The sequence below is a fragment of the Niastella sp. OAS944 genome (genome assembly GCA_024809215.1).
Lineage (GTDB): Bacteria > Bacteroidota > Bacteroidia > Chitinophagales > Chitinophagaceae > Niastella.
Genome location: JANUBW010000008.1, coordinates 1 through 16,431 on the forward strand (window position 1 = coordinate 1; position 16,431 = coordinate 16,431).

At 42.3% G+C, this 16,431-nt stretch carries 17 protein-coding genes and 1 tRNA gene; 14 read left to right on the top strand and 4 right to left on the bottom strand.

Features of this window, described 5'->3' with window-relative positions; all coding sequences use genetic code 11:
• Positions 1-52: 52 nt before the first annotated feature.
• Positions 53-973: an NAD(P)H-binding protein gene (locus GGD38_RS26405; RefSeq protein ID WP_375303263.1), complete on the bottom strand. Its 921-nt coding sequence runs from the start codon at positions 971-973 to the stop codon at positions 53-55.
• Between the two features lie 69 nt (positions 974-1,042).
• On the opposite strand from GGD38_RS26405, the gene GGD38_RS26410 reads away from it, so the two are divergent.
• Complete coding sequence (locus GGD38_RS26410) at positions 1,043-1,420, top strand: winged helix-turn-helix transcriptional regulator (RefSeq protein ID WP_375303262.1); 378 nt, start codon at positions 1,043-1,045, stop codon at positions 1,418-1,420.
• A 70-nt stretch (positions 1,421-1,490) separates the two neighbouring features.
• On the opposite strand, the gene GGD38_RS26415 is transcribed toward GGD38_RS26410, so the two are convergent.
• Positions 1,491-1,562 (bottom strand) — tRNA-Thr (locus GGD38_RS26415).
• Positions 1,562-2,287, bottom strand: a complete 726-nt coding sequence (locus GGD38_RS26420; protein ID WP_375303261.1) for a hypothetical protein — start codon at positions 2,285-2,287, stop codon at positions 1,562-1,564. The genes GGD38_RS26415 and GGD38_RS26420 overlap by 1 nt, the downstream gene beginning before the upstream one ends.
• Positions 2,288-2,549: 262 nt before the next feature.
• On the opposite strand from GGD38_RS26420, the gene GGD38_RS26425 reads away from it, so the two are divergent.
• The 11 genes from GGD38_RS26425 (at position 2,550) to GGD38_RS26475 (ending at position 14,325) form a co-directional block, all read left to right on the top strand.
• Positions 2,550-4,469, top strand: coding sequence for a hypothetical protein (locus GGD38_RS26425; protein ID WP_375303260.1), 1,920 nt, complete (start codon positions 2,550-2,552; stop codon positions 4,467-4,469).
• Positions 4,466-6,709 (top strand): FG-GAP-like repeat-containing protein, encoded by a 2,244-nt coding sequence (locus GGD38_RS26430; RefSeq protein ID WP_375303259.1) that lies wholly within the window; start codon positions 4,466-4,468, stop codon positions 6,707-6,709. The genes GGD38_RS26425 and GGD38_RS26430 overlap by 4 nt, the downstream gene beginning before the upstream one ends.
• Positions 6,710-6,933: 224 nt before the next feature.
• Positions 6,934-7,842: a hypothetical protein gene (locus GGD38_RS26435; RefSeq protein WP_375303258.1), complete on the top strand. Its 909-nt coding sequence runs from the start codon at positions 6,934-6,936 to the stop codon at positions 7,840-7,842.
• A 307-nt stretch (positions 7,843-8,149) separates the two neighbouring features.
• Positions 8,150-8,545 (top strand): type VI secretion system tube protein TssD, encoded by a 396-nt coding sequence (gene tssD, locus GGD38_RS26440; protein WP_375303257.1) that lies wholly within the window; start codon positions 8,150-8,152, stop codon positions 8,543-8,545.
• A gap of 24 nt (positions 8,546-8,569) precedes the next feature.
• Positions 8,570-10,246 carry a type VI secretion system Vgr family protein gene (locus GGD38_RS26445; RefSeq protein ID WP_375303256.1) on the top strand — a complete coding sequence of 559 codons (1,677 nt, stop codon included), beginning with the start codon at positions 8,570-8,572 and terminating at the stop codon, positions 10,244-10,246.
• Between the two features lie 25 nt (positions 10,247-10,271).
• Complete coding sequence (locus GGD38_RS26450; RefSeq protein ID WP_375303255.1) at positions 10,272-11,099, top strand: PAAR domain-containing protein; 828 nt, start codon at positions 10,272-10,274, stop codon at positions 11,097-11,099.
• A 9-nt stretch (positions 11,100-11,108) separates the two neighbouring features.
• On the top strand, positions 11,109-11,516 hold the full coding sequence (locus tag GGD38_RS26455; RefSeq protein WP_375303254.1) for a hypothetical protein: 408 nt from the start codon (positions 11,109-11,111) through the stop codon (positions 11,514-11,516).
• Between the two features lie 445 nt (positions 11,517-11,961).
• Positions 11,962-12,621, top strand: a complete 660-nt coding sequence (locus tag GGD38_RS26460) for a hypothetical protein (RefSeq protein ID WP_375303253.1) — start codon at positions 11,962-11,964, stop codon at positions 12,619-12,621.
• Positions 12,622-12,735: 114 nt separating this feature from the next.
• A complete protein-coding gene (locus tag GGD38_RS26465; protein WP_375303252.1) occupies positions 12,736-13,413 on the top strand; it encodes a hypothetical protein in 678 nt (225 codons plus the stop codon).
• Positions 13,414-13,521: 108 nt separating this feature from the next.
• On the top strand, positions 13,522-13,698 hold the full coding sequence (locus tag GGD38_RS26470) for a hypothetical protein (protein WP_375303251.1): 177 nt from the start codon (positions 13,522-13,524) through the stop codon (positions 13,696-13,698).
• A gap of 12 nt (positions 13,699-13,710) precedes the next feature.
• The gene (locus tag GGD38_RS26475) at positions 13,711-14,325 is read left to right on the top strand and encodes a hypothetical protein (RefSeq protein ID WP_375303250.1); all 615 of its coding nucleotides are present in this window, start codon (positions 13,711-13,713) and stop codon (positions 14,323-14,325) included.
• 48 nt (positions 14,326-14,373) lie between these two features.
• On the opposite strand, the gene GGD38_RS26480 is transcribed toward GGD38_RS26475, so the two are convergent.
• Positions 14,374-14,622 (bottom strand): hypothetical protein, encoded by a 249-nt coding sequence (locus GGD38_RS26480; protein ID WP_375303249.1) that lies wholly within the window; start codon positions 14,620-14,622, stop codon positions 14,374-14,376.
• A 278-nt stretch (positions 14,623-14,900) separates the two neighbouring features.
• Here GGD38_RS26480 and GGD38_RS26485 point away from each other — a divergent pair, with 278 nt between their 5' ends.
• Both GGD38_RS26485 and GGD38_RS26490 read left to right on the top strand, forming a co-directional pair.
• On the top strand, positions 14,901-15,545 hold the full coding sequence (locus GGD38_RS26485; protein ID WP_375303248.1) for a DUF6266 family protein: 645 nt from the start codon (positions 14,901-14,903) through the stop codon (positions 15,543-15,545).
• A gap of 101 nt (positions 15,546-15,646) precedes the next feature.
• Positions 15,647-16,291, top strand: coding sequence for a DUF6266 family protein (locus GGD38_RS26490; RefSeq protein WP_375303247.1), 645 nt, complete (start codon positions 15,647-15,649; stop codon positions 16,289-16,291).
• The last annotated feature ends 140 nt before the right edge of the window (positions 16,292-16,431 follow it).

Consider the following 16,431-nt stretch of genomic DNA (forward strand, 5'->3'; position numbering starts at 1 on the left):
CTGCAAGGGGCGTAAGAGACATCAGCTTCTTCTTATTCAGACTCGCTAAAATCTATGCGTAACAAACTAATCCCCCAAGAATTTGACTTGATCCTTTATAAACCGCCGCAAACTCATTGGCAAAATCTGTAAGTTTAGTTCTTCCAATAAACTCAGGTTGATGTTTGTGAAAATCTTCGAACAAGATACCGCTGCCTATGGCATGTCCCATTTCTACATACAATTTTGAAAGCGATTCTGAAAGACCTGCGCCGGTTAGTGCGCCCAATAAGTCTGCATCGCTAATGGGTACCCATGGCAATTCGGGTTTACCAATGGCGGCGCCTAATGTTTGGGCAACATCGGCTATTGCCTGCTCGTCGCTCACTATATATTTGTGGGTTTTTCCTTCAAAGGAACCTTGTAATTCCTGCGCAGCTACTTCGGCAATATCTTTTGGGTGTGTCATCGATAACCTGCTTTTACCTTCATAGTTACTGCCCATTATACCCATGTTCTTGATCAGTGGAATGTCCATTAAAAAGTTGGTATAAAAAAAGCCGGCTCGTAAATGTTTAATAGCTACGCCATTCAGGGTATTTAATATTTGTTCTACTTCATGTAAGGCGGCAACGGGGCCGGTGCCTTCGCTTAAATGGGCGCCAATACTGCTTAAATTCACCACCCGTTTTACACCCGAACCTTTGATGGCTTCCAGCAGGCTGTTACCAACCTCCGTCATATGTTGCCTGTAGTTAACTGCTGTAAAATCGGGTGGTACCATGGTATAAATGGCATCTGCGCCTTTGTATGCATTGGTGAGGAAGGCCGTATCTGTAATGGAGCCTATAGCCGCCTTTGCGCCAAGCGCTTCTATAACCTGTACTTTTTGTGCATTGCTGCTGATAACGGTAACCTCATGACCGTTTTTAACAAGCGTTTCAACAATGGGTTTGCTGATATTGCCAAGTGAACCAGTGATGGTGAATTTCATATTTAAATGTTTCTGCAAAGCTATTTTTGGTCTAACTTTATAACAATAGCTTACCCTAAAGTAAGTGGTATGACAAAAGTAAAAGAGCAATCAACCTACAATCAGAATAAGGGCATCGCAGAAATGAGCTGCCCCATCACCTACGCAATGAATAAAATTGGCGGTCACTGGAAGTCGATCATTCTGTACCGGCTAATGGATGGTCCCAAACGTTTCAGCGAGTTAAAAAGAATTATTCCTGCCATTACCGAAAAAATGCTGGCGCAGCATTTAAAACAATTGGTGGCCGACAATCTGATAGCTAAAAAAGTGGAACAGATAATGCCGCCTATAACTATTTATAGCCTGTCGCCGGCAGGTGATGAACTTGTGCCCATCTTAATGGCCATGGCCAACTGGGCCATTAAGGACAGCAAGCAGTATGAGAGTTTAAGAGCAACAATGTAAATTGATCTGATAACAGGGCTCGAACCTGTGTCCACCCGGGTAAGAGCCCACTGAGCTATATCAGATGCCGCGATAGGTGCAGGGCTCGAACCTGCGTCCATTCGGAAACGAGCCGAACGTTCTACCGCTGAACTAACCTATCTAATTTTCTTCAGGAAATAATGGCTTTGCATTTTTGCCCGAAAAATATTTATGCCGTTTTAATACAGTTGCCAAAAACGGATTCGATACAACTACACCATTTACCAGTTCGGGTGTTGGTTTAAACGCTGCAACCCCGTGGATCCTCGGTGCTATCCAGCCGGTTTTTTCAGCATCAATCCCTGCTTCTTTACAATACTTAATAACCAGCTCCTTGTTACATGTTGCCTTTCCCTGAAATACTTCCCAGGGCAAAGGTAATTTATTCCATACATGGGTATTGGGGTCAAGCTTACCGCCGGTTGTAGCATGCCAGAAAACCACATCGGCTGCCATTAACCGTAATACCTTACCAAAACAAAGCTCGTCAAGAATGTAATCTATTCCCAATGCATATATCAGGTTCATCCAATTATCTCTTGCCTTGTTCCACGCGCCCGCTGTATTGTTCCAGGTGGTGCTGTCGTTTCCGCGTTTAACCACCATGGTTTCCCGGTTTATATTGCTGGCTTTCCAAACTTCATCCAACAGCGTGGCTATCTCCTGCAGGGCGGTTGTCCACCGGCCTAACAGCATGCCTTTTTGTTCGTCTGTTAATTTTGATAATACTTGCTGGCTGGTGTAAATATGGCTGATGGCCCACCAGTTAGCATCTTCTTTGCATCGCTTCAATAATACTTCGCATATTTCATCAAATGGCCGTTCCTGGCTGGTATTGGTGAACACGCTTCTTAAATTACAACGGGCATTAAAGTAAGCAATAAAACAGGCCGTATTTAAATCGGTTGAAAACGCTTCCTGGCTAATCGTATGCGCAAGCCCGTGTTTGCCGATCTTTTGAAATTCTACCTTTTTACTTTCCCTAATGAACTTCGCCAGTTGTCATACCAATTTCACCCCTAAAATAGCTGAAATTCCCCCTTTTCCAATAGTATTTTCCATCGCAACTTACCTATTCACTAATTCCATTAACCAAAATTGCCTGCCAATGAAAAAAATGTATGTTCTTCTTATGCCCCTGCTCACCCTGTTACCGTTTTCGGCGCTTTTTGCGCAATTGCTAACAAACGGTAATATGAGCGATTCCACGGGGTGGACGGTGTACCACCAGGGTAGCGTCTTCCCGGCTTCGTATAGCTTTAACTATACGGGTCAAACGCCGGCAGCGGGGGCTGGTGGCTGCCTGCGCGTTACCAGCCTTAACCGCACCAATATTCTTTTTTGGCAAAAACTATCGTTGCAGGTAGGTAAATCGTATATGGTAGATGGCGCCTTTAAAACCGGCGCCGCCGCCAGCTTTTGGTGCGAACTGTACCTGAGTATGGTGGCGCCCAACCCTAACGTAGACTACTCACCCAATAGCAATGGCGATGTGGTGCGTGGTTTTAGTACCTGGGCGGGCTGTGGGCCTAATACCGACGGTACCTTTTTGGCCAATGCCTGTACGGGTAAAAAAGTATATAAGGTGCCCGGCGCCGATACAGCGGCCTTTGTTGATGTATACTTTGCTGTTAAAACCGGTTCTTCCGCCACCACGCTGCCCGCACCGCTGGAGGTGCTTATAGATGAATTGCAGGTAACACTCATTAACGATTATTCTATACTGTCAACCAGCGAGGGAAGTGTTGATACTGTCAACCATACGCTTATAAATGTTTCGCCAGGTATAACTGTAACGCAGCTAAAGGGGGCATTACGGGTAGCGCCTACGGCGGTTTTCGACGTAGTAAGCACCGTAAGCGGTTTACCCATTGTTGGGCAGGATACCACAAAGGTGGGTGATACCATGGCGGTAAAGGTAGCCGGACTGAACGGTTCTACCCAATACCCCATTGTATTGCGCAATGAAGGGCAGAAAAATAAGATCACAAATGTATCGGTAGGTTTGATCGATGCTTTACATGCAAATGTTTGGTTGCCCATAAACATCAGGGTGGGGAAATTGCGTTCAGCCATTAGCGTATCGCCTTATGCAACGTTTATTATAGTTGACAGCAGCGGCGCAACAGCTGCCGCCGGCGATTATATTACCAACTATATGAAGATTGTGGTAACAGCTGAAAATGGCGCCGGTAAAACCTATGCAATAAGGCGGGTGCCGTTGCCCATGTTGCCGTTTATTTGCAATAATTATAACGATACAGTAGCAGCCATTACCAACCGCATTTTGTTGTTACTGGGTAATTCGCAGATAACCATTACCGCTGCCAGCAATCCGTTAAAAGGCAGTGTGCTCGATGTGCGGGGTAGCGATGTATGGCTGTACTTCCCCAATATAAAACCCTCGGTGCTGGCCAATAATTATTTACCGCAAATATTGGTAAATGGGGCAAAGGCGGTGGTCGATAGCAATATACGGGTGGAACAATACCTGCACGGAACTATGGTTATCAGTCAGGCCCACGATTATAAACCGTTGCAGGTATATGATGGGTTGAACCGTTCGGGCGCCTCGCTGCAATTGGGTTTGTACACGTATAACCGGGCGGGCGAACTGGGCAGCATGCACGACGACATAAAATCGTTCCGGTTAAAAAAAGGGTATATGGCCACCTTTGCCAAAGACTCGCTGGGCACAGGTTATAGCCGCGTGTACATTGCCGATAAACAGGATGTTGTTATTGATTCATTACCGGCGGGTTTGTATAACGATGTATCGTTTATACGCGTGGTACCCTGGCGCTGGGTAACAAAAAAGGGTTGGACGAGCGGGCACGACGCCGCCGAAGCATTGAATGCCAGCTGGCAATACGATTGGGATAATGCAGCGGTGAGCGACCCCAATGTAGAATATATACCTATGCGGCATAACCGCTGGTGGAATGCGTTTGCCAATATCAATAATAAAAAGAAAAGTACGCATGCGCTGGGTTTAATTAACCGGAAAGAACCGATCAGGCCAATATGAGCATCGATGATGCGCTGGCTCTATGGCCCGAGTTAATGCGCAGCGGGTTGCGGTTGGGTTCACCTGCGCCCAGTGATGGCGGGTTGGAGTGGTTGTATTCGTTTATCGATCGTGCCGATGCATTGAACTATCGCGTTGATTTTGTGGCTATGCACTTTTACCTGGGCGGGCAAACACCGCAGCAGTTGTACAACCGCTTAAAGGCGGTGCACGATCGTACGGGGCGGCCCATTTGGATCACCGAATGGAACAATGGCGCTAACTGGACCTGTTGTACGCCCACGTATGCCGATCAGGCGGAAACCATTGCAAAGTTCCTGAACGTGCTCGATACCTGTTCGTTTGTAGAACGGTATGCCTTATACGAATGGGTGGGCGATACGAGGCGTATGTTTTATAGATCGCCCACGCTGTTAACGCCGGCAGGTATGGTGTACCGCGATAAGGCATCGCCCATGGCGTATAATGAAGCGGCGGCCTTTAACCGCGCTTATATACCACCGCCCAAACCACCCATAGAGTATACAGGCGTAGGTGTTGGCTTTGATTATGGAAAATCACTGTCGGTAGATATTGATAACGATGGCGACCTGGATATTATTTATTCAGGGGTTGACCCGTATGTGGGTGGCATATTAAAGAACGATGGTAATGGCAACTTTACATCAACCGGGCAATCATTGCCGGGTATCTACACGCCCAGTATAAACGCCGGAGATATAGATGGCGATGGCGATTTAGATATTATGCTGGCGGGGTGGGACAGGGCCAATGGCTGGGCTGCGTATGCGCGTATACTACGTAACGATGGAACCGGGTTGTTTACGTTGGAAACTATGCCGCAGGTAAATGCGCCGGCAGCTGGTTTTGCCGATTTGGATAATAATGGGTACCTCGATTATTTTATGATAGGTAATAGCAATGCCAATAAATTTTATTTTCAAAACAGCGCCGGTGTGCAGGCGCCGGTAAACCGGGTAAACAATGGCATGAACATACAGGACCCCGATGCCAGTTGGGTGGATGTGGATAATGACCAGGATGTTGATTTTTGTATAGAGGCCTGGAACCGCAGTGCATCGCGCCGGTATACGCAGTTATGGAAGAACAATGGCGATGGAACGTTTGTAGAGCAATCGATAGCTTTTAAACAAAAGCATTGGGGCAGTGCGCAGTTTGCCGATGTGGATGCCGATGGCGATTTGGATATGTTGTTAAATGGTGATGGCGATAGTTATAGTGATGCGGGCAGTAGTGATATTTACCGGTTGTATGTAAATGATGGCACGGGAAATTATATAGAGAAGGCCACGTTTCAAAATTACCGGCAAAATTGTAATGGCCGGGGCAGTGCATTTGTTGATTGGGATAATGATGGCGATTATGACATTTTACTAACCGGTCGTAGCAGCAGCGAAGTGCGCGAGGTAACCAATATTTATTTGAACGATGGAACAGGGGCATTTACAAAAAGCCCTGAAAGTTTAAATGTGCCAGGCATAAATAAAGGCACCATAGAGTTGGGCGATTTTGATAATGATGGCCGGGCCGATGTGTTGTTGAACGGCTATAGCGGGCCGTATGCGCGCAATGTAGCGTTCTTATTTAAAAATACCAGCATGCTTACTAACACGGCTCCACAACCGCCGTCGAGCATTCATGCACAGGAAATGGCCGATAGCGTACAGTTTAGTTGGCTGGCAGGTAGTGATGCACAAACGCCGGTAAAGGCATTAAGTTATAATCTGTATGTAAAAGGATCGAATGGGCATTACTACATTTTCCCCAATGCAAGTATTACAACGGGCGTACGCATGGTAAGCGGTTTAGGCAATGCGTACCAAAATTTAGGTTGGAAGTTAAAGGGCCTGCCGCCGGGCGATTATAGCTGGAGTGTGCAAACGATAGATGCGGCTTATGCGGGCAGTGCATTTGCGCCGGAGGGGCATTTTACCATTGATGCTCCATTGGTAACGGCTGCAAGAGTAGCGGTGGCTGCTATTAATGAAGTTCAGCAAAGAATAAACGTTTATCCTAACCCGGTAAAGGAATATATAACTGTACAATGTAGCGCGGGTGCGCAAATAACAGTGCATGATGTAATGGGCAGGGTAATGTATTCTTCCCGCTCAAAGGGGAGTGTACATACTATTGATATGCGTGGTGCGGTGCAGGGTGTTTATTTTGTGCAGGTGAGGTTGGGTGGGGAGGTGGTGGTGAGTAAGGTGGTGAGGGAGTGAGTTGACGAGTTGACTGGTTGACGAGTTGACAAGGGAGTTGAAAAATTTATAAAGTTGATATAGTAGAAAGAGGTAATACGAACTATTGCCTCTTTTCTTTTTACACGGTTATGGGCCAAATCGGCACGCTTACTGGCTGATCCTGCACGGAAATTAAATTTTTCTTTATTGATGCAAGCCAGTTCATAACTTGCGTCCCCAACCGCGCTAAATTTATCATACTCATGAAACTTTTATCAAAATGCCTGTATGGCCTGTTCGCTATGGTTATTTTTGTTGCCTGCAACAAAGATGCTGTTTCTGAACCCGAACCTGATCCTACTCCTGGTGCTGCAAATGATAGTGTAAAACAACAACAACAAGATACTTTATTAACTAAAGCGATCGCGTGGGATTCCACTGATCTCGGAGCAACCGCTAATACCTTTGAATATGTATTTGACGATCAAAAACGGGTTAAAATGATTGTCTGGTATTACAGCGATACAAATGGGGTGCGACTACCGGCAGCAAACACTGATACCACTTTTCAATTCTTTTATAATGGCGCTGAAAGAACTGCCTACAGAACGATCGGCTGGACTTTATTTCAAACCTACAAAACTGCAGATGTATTACATTTTTATAACAGTAACAATCAAATCATAAAGGATTCCATATATAATTCTCCTAAAAGTTACAGTAGCCGTACCTATACCTATTTGCCCGACAAACTGACAACTTATGATGTCTTTATTACAAGTATTTTGCCACCAGGGTACAATAGAGATACCCTTCAGATCATAAACAACAACATTACCCACGCAAAATTTGGATTTCCTCCTGGAATAGGCTATGATGTTTTTGATATTACGTATGATAATAAGATCAATCCATTGACTAAATTGAATATTGCATCCAATAGACTTATCGAGGGCGGGCATGCATTTGACAAAAACCCTTTTTTGTCGCCTGGCTATTGCAAAAACAATATGACACAAAGGGTCGCCTGGTACAGTGACCACCCACAGACTATTGAAACCGATTTGTTTCAATATACTTATAACGAGCTCAATTTACCGGTATATTGTAAAATATGGTATTCTGTTTACTACAAATCTGCGGGAAGGGTAAAATACCAATACACCCATTAACTGTTAGTGAATAAATCAGTAAAAGAAGGCCCGGTTCGAGCCTTTTTTATGCAGCTAACTTGAACCTGGTGATCTGTTAGCGGTATTTTGTTATTCAAAAAAAAACTTCAATAACTCTTTGCTGTAATCGAATATTACATATATTTGATTTAACAATTTGTCTGCGCGTTAAGTATCTCTGATTATTAGCAACATCATCTACTAAGCTCCCAACATCGCGAAGGTCCCAACCACGGCAGTTATTAATTATATATCTGCGCAAGACGTATGTCTTGATTGATTTCGTAATTGTTTAAACACATTTACCATGTCGTTTATTGCCAGGCTGCAATTGCAAAATGAAGATGAAATTAGTGTGCTTCGATGCGGTTTTCGTTTTAATCAAAACATTGATGTAACAGGTAAGGCTGCATCAAAGCCCATGGGTGGAACTATTAATATTACCCTGGCGAGTATCAATCATCCTGGTTTGTTTGAATGGATGATCACTACATCGCAAACTAAAAACGGTAAGATCACTTTTGTCAGGTACGATACTATGAGCAAATTGAAAACGCTTGAGTTTGAGAATGCGTTGTGTGTGGAGTATCATGAAGTATTTGATCCCACTGGTGAACATCCTATCATATTACAACTCACGTTAAGTGCTCATACCATTAAGCTCGAAGATACAGTATACAAAAACAACTGGCCCGGACTGTAACCATTAACCACAAAACAAGCATGCATGGCACAAACCGTTACAACTACTATTGAAATAAATGGAGTTAAAATAAATCATTTCACTACGCTAAAGCTAAGTCAGGGAATATATGCACATCATACGTTTAGGTTGGTTTGTCCGCTTGAAGCGGTAGAAGGCGGCGAAGGCGTCATTTTTAAAGACTCAAAGGGATTGATAGGTGTGCCTATACAGATCCATGTAGTGTCGGAGCAGGATCGGTCAGAATTGCATTTTGTCGGAGTGGTAACCCAAATGGAGGCAACCTGTCACAATGGCCATGCGGGCAATGTTGTTATAAGTGGATATAGCCCAACCATATTATTGGATAATAACCCACATTGCCGGTCGTGGTTACGGAAGCCGATAAAGAACATGGTGAAGGATGTACTGGAGATGCATCCAGATGATATCTTGAAGTTTAGGTTAAGCCCGACATATAAAGAAACTATCTATTATACTGTGCAGTATAAGGAAACTGCCTGGCAGTTTATAAACCGGTTAGCAGGTAAACATGGGGAGTGGTTATTTTATGATGGGCAAATGCTGGTGTTGGGTGCGCCCAAAGGTAAAAAGTTCAAATTGACTTATGGCTTGCAGTTGAGCCGGTTTGCTGTGCATATGCAATTAAAGCCTGGAAAGTTTCAGGTAATGGCGTTTGATTATGTAGACAATCAAATACATCGCCGTGAGATGGTGCATAGCGCATTGAATGGTGGGCATAATGAGTTAGGTGAATATGTTATATCGAAAGGAGAGCAATTGTTTGGCGGACCGGCTATTAACTGGCATAATCATTTTGTGCGAAGCAAAAAACAGTTTGATGATACGGTTAATTTCCGTGCAGCCTGCGAGATAAGTGATGTGGTGCAATTAAATGGTTGTAGTGATCTGCCCGGTTTTCAGCCCGGAGATTGCGTGTCAATAAACGCAGATAAGGCAAAGTTTGCCGACAATCAGTCGTTGGGAAATTATGCAATAATATCCGTTGAGCATAGCTGGGATGGAATAGGAAATTATTCGAATGAGTTTGTTGCCGTACCAGCAACCGTTAAGGTGCCGCCGGTTAAGCCTTTGGCAGAGCCCATTTGTGAAACGCAAAGTGCATTGGTGGTAGATAATCGTGATGAGGCAGGGTTAGGCAGGGTGCAGGTACGTTTTCACTGGATGGGCGAGAAGGAGAAAAGTCCATTGCTGCGGGTGGTAAGCCCCTATGCAGGAAATGGAAAAGGGATGTTTATGCTGCCAGAAAAAGGTGAGGAAGTAATTGTGTCGTTTGCTGGGGGAAAAGCAACCCGGCCCTACGTTGTAGGAACTGTTTATAATGGCGGCGCTAAGTCGGAATATGGAGCTGTCGCCGGTAATCATATAAAGGCCATACAAACCCGAAGCGGTATAAAGGTGATCATGGATGATAGTGAAGGAAGTGTATTGATGCAAGACAAGAGCGGCAACCAGTTAAAGATGGATGGAGACAAATCTATACTCATAAAAGCAAACGGCAGTTTAAAATTAACATGCGGCGAGGCTGAGTTGGAAATGAAAGACGGAGAAATAACGATCAGCGGAAAGAAGATAAGTATCAAAACAACAGAAGATCTAAATATCGAATGCAATGAAAAGGCAAATATCAATGCCGGGGTTGATTTATCAATGCAGGCCGGGGTGATCAGGCTCAATTAACTATACAAACAGTAAATTCATACAATTGGGAAAACCTGCAGCAAGAGTAGGGAATATGCATGAGTGTTCGATGACAGATCCGGTTACCGGAACGCCACATCAAGGCGGCGTGATTATCGGGCCTGGGAATGGGACAGTGTTAATTGGTGGAATGCCGGCCGCAACTGTTGGCGATACTTGTTTTTGTATTATAGGAGGTCCGGATACAATAATAAGTGGATCAGCCGGGGTGTTTATAGGTGGTAAACCTGCAGCAAGAGTGGATGACGGATGTGCGCATGGTGGGAAGGTGACGAGTGGGTTGGGGAGTGTGTTGATTGGGGAGCGGGGTGGTACTAACTATTTTCAAGAGCCCTCAATAAAAGAGATAGAACCGGTTATTAATCAAGCAATTTTAGAATGCATAGCTATGTTAGAAAGAAAGTTAAAGCTGATGCTTACTAACGATCCGAAGACAATTGAGGACTTAAAAGAGTGGTTCGGTTACATAGATGAGCAAAGAAGACAAATTATTATAAATAGAATAGAAAGGGCTTTGGCTATTACCCAATCGTTAACAATAAATGACTTTGAGTTTATTGCTGATGAACTTGCAAGAACGAATTTACTAGCGATTGCAAATATCTGGGACGAGTTTCATACTATCTATTTAGGTGATCAATTTGGAAAATTGAAAGATGATGATACCCAGGAAAACACAGAAATATTGATTCATGAAATTTCACACTTTTTGGACGTAGGGCATACGATTGATTTTGATTATGGTAAAGAACAATGTTTATTCTTGGCAAAAAATCATAGTACGCAAGCTTTTTATAATGCGGATAATTTTATGTATTTTATTAAAGCATAAAGTATTTATATGGAAGTGAAAAGTAAAATGTTGGAAATTGATTTGTCAATTGATGTAGTCAATGATGAAGTTATAGCAACACTTGTTTTTGTTAATGCATCTTTCGGTGTGATTTATTTAGATAGCTGGACAATTGGTATGCATCAATTGCTTACGAAAAGTGTTTTTAGTATAATAGATAAGAATAATAATATAATTCCTTATTATGGTGTAATGGCCAGTAGAAGAATAGTTTTTGAAGATTTTATTGCATTAAATCCAGGAGAAAGTATCCAGACAAAAATTAAAATTAATAAAGATTATATACTTGTAAAGGGGAACAAGTATGTTGTTCGATATAGTGCGTATAATCCAGCCTGTCCTGGAACGCAAGCCAATTTAGAACTTCGGTCTAATGAAGTTGAGATGACATATTAATTGTAGAGTGACTTGTTTATACACAGTTTTTTCTGCCTATAACACCGATCCCCAATATCAGCACAGAAACAAAAAGCGCCTTGAAGCGTTAAGGCTCTTAATCATCAACTCTCTGGTTCCCTCAACCCAATTATTAGGTCCATAACTACAGATAGCCTTATCAAAGTCATATAAAATAAAATTTTTTTTGAATCCTGAATAACTTCAGCATTTATTGATTCCGGTTAAGTAATATTTCTATACTTCAACAATTCACTATATTTACACACGCATATAAGTAGCCGCTTTCCCACCTCTATGTAAGCTCTACTCTGACTGGTAAAAATTAGATTTGTTGTTTGTACGCAATGTTTCTGCGTGTGATACTCCTGGGCTGGAAACAGGTCTTTCTGATTAGCAGGCTATATCATTTTCCTTTTCAATCATCTCTTAAACTATTCAGCTTATGGATGATAAACTATATTTATTTCAAAGCGAAATAATATGTTTGAATTATTACGATTGTAATGAGCCGATATGTGCTTACACTTTTGGAAATATTTATTATGGTCCTATAGAATGTGGGGATCATAACGGCACTGTTGATATGCAGGCGTCTAAGGCTGGCTTTATAAACTATATATACGTTAACCAGGCTTTAGCAAAGGAATACGAGGCATCACCTAATACCGGATGCAGTAATGCATTGAAAATATTTGATTATACCGCTATAAGTCAGGAAACAATCAGGGAAATTGGGCCTGTATGCAATCCCAATTTTATGGTAATTGAACGTTTTGGTATTGCTGCTTACTGGCGAAAAAAAGGTTTAGGGGTACAGATCTTAAAGGGAATTATCAGACAAATGAAAGGTAAATGCGGCTACATAGTTATTTTAGACCCTAAACCTGTATTACCCGGAGATGATATGGAAAATTCATATGAAGATAAAGGTGTGGATTTAACCGATTTGGAAAGAAACCCCGTAACAGCACAACAGAAGTTAAATGCATTTTTTCGACGTTGTGGGTTTCGGACGCTTAAAAAGTACGGCAATGTTTTTGTTTGTAACGTAGATCAGATTACTGAAATGGGCAAAAAAAATGCCGCTTTCAAAGTGAAATAATTATCTCCAATTCATGAGTCATGGTATTATTCCAGTTTATATGCGCTTCATTGTAAATGGCCTACCTGATTAGCAAGCTATAAAATCTTCAATAATTTTTAAACTATTCAGCTTATGAAGTGCAATATTTATTTTATGTACAATGAGCTATTGGATGTAAACGTCAATGACAACCTAAATGGAACCATATGTGGTATGATGTATGGGTTTATTCAGTGTTATGTATATGAAGCTAACAACAGTGAGAAAGGTCATGAGTGGAAGGTGTCGAAGGCGGGTTTCATAAAACTATTATATTTTAATCAGGAATTAGCGAAGGTCTATGGAGTAACTATGGCCGAAGTCCCCCTGCTAAAATTAAAAATTAATAGTGAGGCGCTAATGGAACTGGATGCTGCTCTTATAAGCCAGGAAACCATTCATGAAATTGGCGCTGCAAGCAGTCCAAATATTCTTCTACTGGAACATTTCGGAATTTCCGCTGAGTTTAGAAAGAAAGGCTTAGGCGAAAAAATTTTTAAAGAAGCTATAAAACAAATGAAAGGCAGATACGGGTATGTTCTTGTTTTAAACCCTCAACCTATTTTTCCGGGCAGCGTTGGCGAAAAAACCTATGCGTTACAGGGAGTAACGTTAGCCGGTTTGGAAACAGACCCCGAAAAAGCCCAATGCAAGTTGAACGAATTTTTTCAGCGTTGTGGATTTAGACCATTTAAGGATTACCACAATGTATTTATTTGTAACGTAGATCAGCTGGTAACATCGCTCAGGTTGATGCCTGCTGCAACTTGATGCAACATGCTACGATGTAATAAATTTTTCAATCACCCTTATCTATTAAACTTATGAATTACAACCTGTATCTAAAATACGAAATAGAGGAGCTTTTAAACATCCAGGATGAACGTGCAGGGCTTTGAGATGGAAGGTGTAGAGCAAGACCCTGGAAAAGAACAGTTAAAATTAAATGCATTCTTTCAACGGTGCGGATTCAGGTTGTTTAAAAATTACGACAATGTTTTTATCTGCAATACAGAGCAGGCGGTGCCAATGCGCGGTATTAGCCTTAACGATTAAAAAAACAGCCATATGTCTAAAGAATATCGAGAATATTATCCCACATTAACTGATAGGGAGCATAAATTGCTTTATTGCAAGCTAAGGCAACGCTATAAGTCGGGCCGTATGCTTCGTCGGCTATTGCGTAAGGAAGCCAGACCGCTTGGAAGGATAGTGGTTAGAAAACGCATAGCGAGTTATAGGCGGTCCCTAGATCCGCGTGGCGAGGCATTTGCTTCAAGGAAAGCACCCTGGAAGTGTATGATAAAAACGAATGATATTGCCTATCTGTTGGGTATTTGCGAACGTTATGCACAGGAGAAACACAAAATGTTAAAAGAGGAACTTGGGAAACAGTATGTTACTGTAAAAGAGTTTTGCAAGTCAGTTGATTTGGATGAAGAGTATGCGCAAGCATTATTAAATGATGGCGAAGCCCGCGAATTAAACAGTGGCAAATTTCAAAAAATGATAGATGAAATAAATATGCGTCACGCAGAGGAAATAAGACAGGTAAAGGAAGCTGCAAGGAAAGAGAAAGAAGAGGAAGAGAAGAAGAATATAGCATCCAGTAAAAAAATAGAAATGCCCGCAGCAAAAGATGGTAAAAATAAAAAAGTTACAAAGCCGAAAAAGGCGTCCTGATTTCTACAAGGAGCAACAACCATTGTTGCTCCTTTGTTGCTCTTTTTCCTATCTCCGGTCAGTCCTGGCGTGAGTTTCATCTATGTTTGTTGCTCCCTTCCTGCTCCCCTGTTGCTCTATAACCGGTGATTTTTGCTCCCCTCTTGCTCCCTTGTTGCTCCCCCTTTGCTGTACTGCTGCTCTTGTGTTGAGGTACGGGAAAGGTTCTATTGCCCCTTTATTGCTGGTAGCGGGCAACACAACCTCATTACAACCTTTTATATACCTTACTTCAACTACAATAAACTTGCTAAGCATGTTTGACATTTTTACCAAATGTTACAAGTGCCTTTACCTATTATGCAAAGTTGATGGCTTAAGATTGTAAAGCGTACTAAAGCGTCAATTATGGACAAACACGCCAAATGTCAGAAAATACGAGTATAAGTGAGTATTTCCGAGTGTGCATTTGGATAAGGGTGTTTTACCCCCGTATATTTGTTCTCACAAAGCATCGATGAATATACCGGTTACACATAGTTGCTTTGTAACCAATTTGTTTTAATTATTTTATTAACTATCAAAAATTAAATTTTATGGCACAGTTTGAACAAAGCGCCTTTGGCGACATTAAAGGTAAAGTAGGTAACATGGTTGTTACCAAATGGAAAAATAAACACGTGGCTAAGAAAAAACCTGGTAAAAGAACCAGTAAAGGTAGTGCTCCACAACAGGAGCAGCGAAAGAAAATGGAACTTACTGGGAAGTTCATGCGTAACGTTAAAGAGGTAGTCACGCTATGCTATCGCGAAAAGTCTGGTAATGTACCCGGTTTTAGCGCTGCAATGGGCGATGTACTTGTAAACGGTATTACGGGAACGTATCCCGATTACACCATCGACTACGCTCAGGTACTGCTCAGTCGCGGCGACATTCGCCAGCCGTTTAAACCAACGGTGGCCTCTGCTAAAGTTGATACGGTAACATTTACCTGGACAACCAACAGTGGTATGGGTAAAAGCAAACCCGATGACAAAGCGGTACTCGTGGTTTACTGCGAAAAGCTTGATGTAAGCGCCTATACCGTTCAGGGGCCTCCACGAAGTAGTGGCACGGGTGACCTGGAACTGCCCGGCTTCGGCGGGCAGGAGGTGCACACCTGGGTTGCCTTTATCTCGGTCGATGGCAAAGAGGTATGTAACAGTATCTATGCCGGTAAAGTAACCATTGCGGCTTCGTAATCTTAATCCTTTATGAATGCCCTGCATAAACCATATTTCATGTGGGGCATTCTTTAAATGTTTTAAAAACCTATTTGTTTATTAAGTAAAATCTTTCAAGTATGACAAACGAAAACAGCGGCCGAACAGCCGGCCAAAATGATCAAAAGATCCAACTTGCTATTTCTGTAAAAAAATGCGTTTCAGATAATGCTTCATATACGCTGGTACCCATCAAAGACAAAACAAAATTTAAGAAAGAACCAACACTGATGCAAAGGGAGAGGCACTTAAAAGCAACCAGATTTATAAAAGCACTCAAACCCTTGCTGTTTATCACTTACAGGTATACCAATGAAAAACTTTCTTATTATAGCTGTGCAATGAGGCATATACTGCATTGGATCTCAGGAAACCCACCTAACATGGTCATAGATTACAGTAAGATACTTGTGGCCAGTGGTCCCCGATTCAATACCGAAAAGGCTACTGCAAAGCCGGTAGGTGAAACCATTTTGTTCAAATGGCACAACGATTTAATTCCAAAAGAATATGCCACTGATAAAGCAATATTGGTGGCTTATTGTGAAGCTCTTAGCAAATGTATCTTTACCGCCATGGGGCCGCCAAGAAGTGTATGTAACGCAAAACTCGATGTATCAGCTTTTCGTGGACAAGCCGTACATACCTGGCTGAGCTTTATTACGGCAGATGGCATGCTGGTGTCAGATAGTATTTATACCGGAAAGTTAATAATGGATAGTTAGCGGTTTAAATCTGCACCTGAATAACGTTCTTTGAAATAGTAGTAATAGTTTATGGTTCCTGTATATAATGCCAGGAACTATAAACCAAAATGGTTTTAAAAGGATAGCATGGTCTCCCGATTCATCGGGAGACCATTTTT

Bases quoted from the DNA above. Each gene is read 5' to 3' on its own strand.
- GGD38_RS26405 (WP_375303263.1), bottom strand. From the start codon at position 973: ATGAAATTCACCATCACTGGTTCACTTGGCAATATCAGCAAACCCATT.
- GGD38_RS26410 (WP_375303262.1), top strand. From the start codon at position 1,043: ATGACAAAAGTAAAAGAGCAATCAACCTACAATCAGAATAAGGGCATC.
- GGD38_RS26425 (WP_375303260.1), top strand. From the start codon at position 2,550: ATGAAAAAAATGTATGTTCTTCTTATGCCCCTGCTCACCCTGTTACCG.
- GGD38_RS26430 (WP_375303259.1), top strand. From the start codon at position 4,466: ATGAGCATCGATGATGCGCTGGCTCTATGGCCCGAGTTAATGCGCAGC.
- GGD38_RS26435 (WP_375303258.1), top strand. From the start codon at position 6,934: ATGAAACTTTTATCAAAATGCCTGTATGGCCTGTTCGCTATGGTTATT.
- tssD (WP_375303257.1), top strand. From the start codon at position 8,150: ATGTCGTTTATTGCCAGGCTGCAATTGCAAAATGAAGATGAAATTAGT.
- GGD38_RS26445 (WP_375303256.1), top strand. From the start codon at position 8,570: ATGGCACAAACCGTTACAACTACTATTGAAATAAATGGAGTTAAAATA.
- GGD38_RS26455 (WP_375303254.1), top strand. From the start codon at position 11,109: ATGGAAGTGAAAAGTAAAATGTTGGAAATTGATTTGTCAATTGATGTA.
- GGD38_RS26460 (WP_375303253.1), top strand. From the start codon at position 11,962: ATGGATGATAAACTATATTTATTTCAAAGCGAAATAATATGTTTGAAT.
- GGD38_RS26465 (WP_375303252.1), top strand. From the start codon at position 12,736: ATGAAGTGCAATATTTATTTTATGTACAATGAGCTATTGGATGTAAAC.
- GGD38_RS26470 (WP_375303251.1), top strand. From the start codon at position 13,522: ATGAACGTGCAGGGCTTTGAGATGGAAGGTGTAGAGCAAGACCCTGGA.
- GGD38_RS26475 (WP_375303250.1), top strand. From the start codon at position 13,711: ATGTCTAAAGAATATCGAGAATATTATCCCACATTAACTGATAGGGAG.
- GGD38_RS26480 (WP_375303249.1), bottom strand. From the start codon at position 14,622: ATGCTTAGCAAGTTTATTGTAGTTGAAGTAAGGTATATAAAAGGTTGT.
- GGD38_RS26485 (WP_375303248.1), top strand. From the start codon at position 14,901: ATGGCACAGTTTGAACAAAGCGCCTTTGGCGACATTAAAGGTAAAGTA.
- GGD38_RS26490 (WP_375303247.1), top strand. From the start codon at position 15,647: ATGACAAACGAAAACAGCGGCCGAACAGCCGGCCAAAATGATCAAAAG.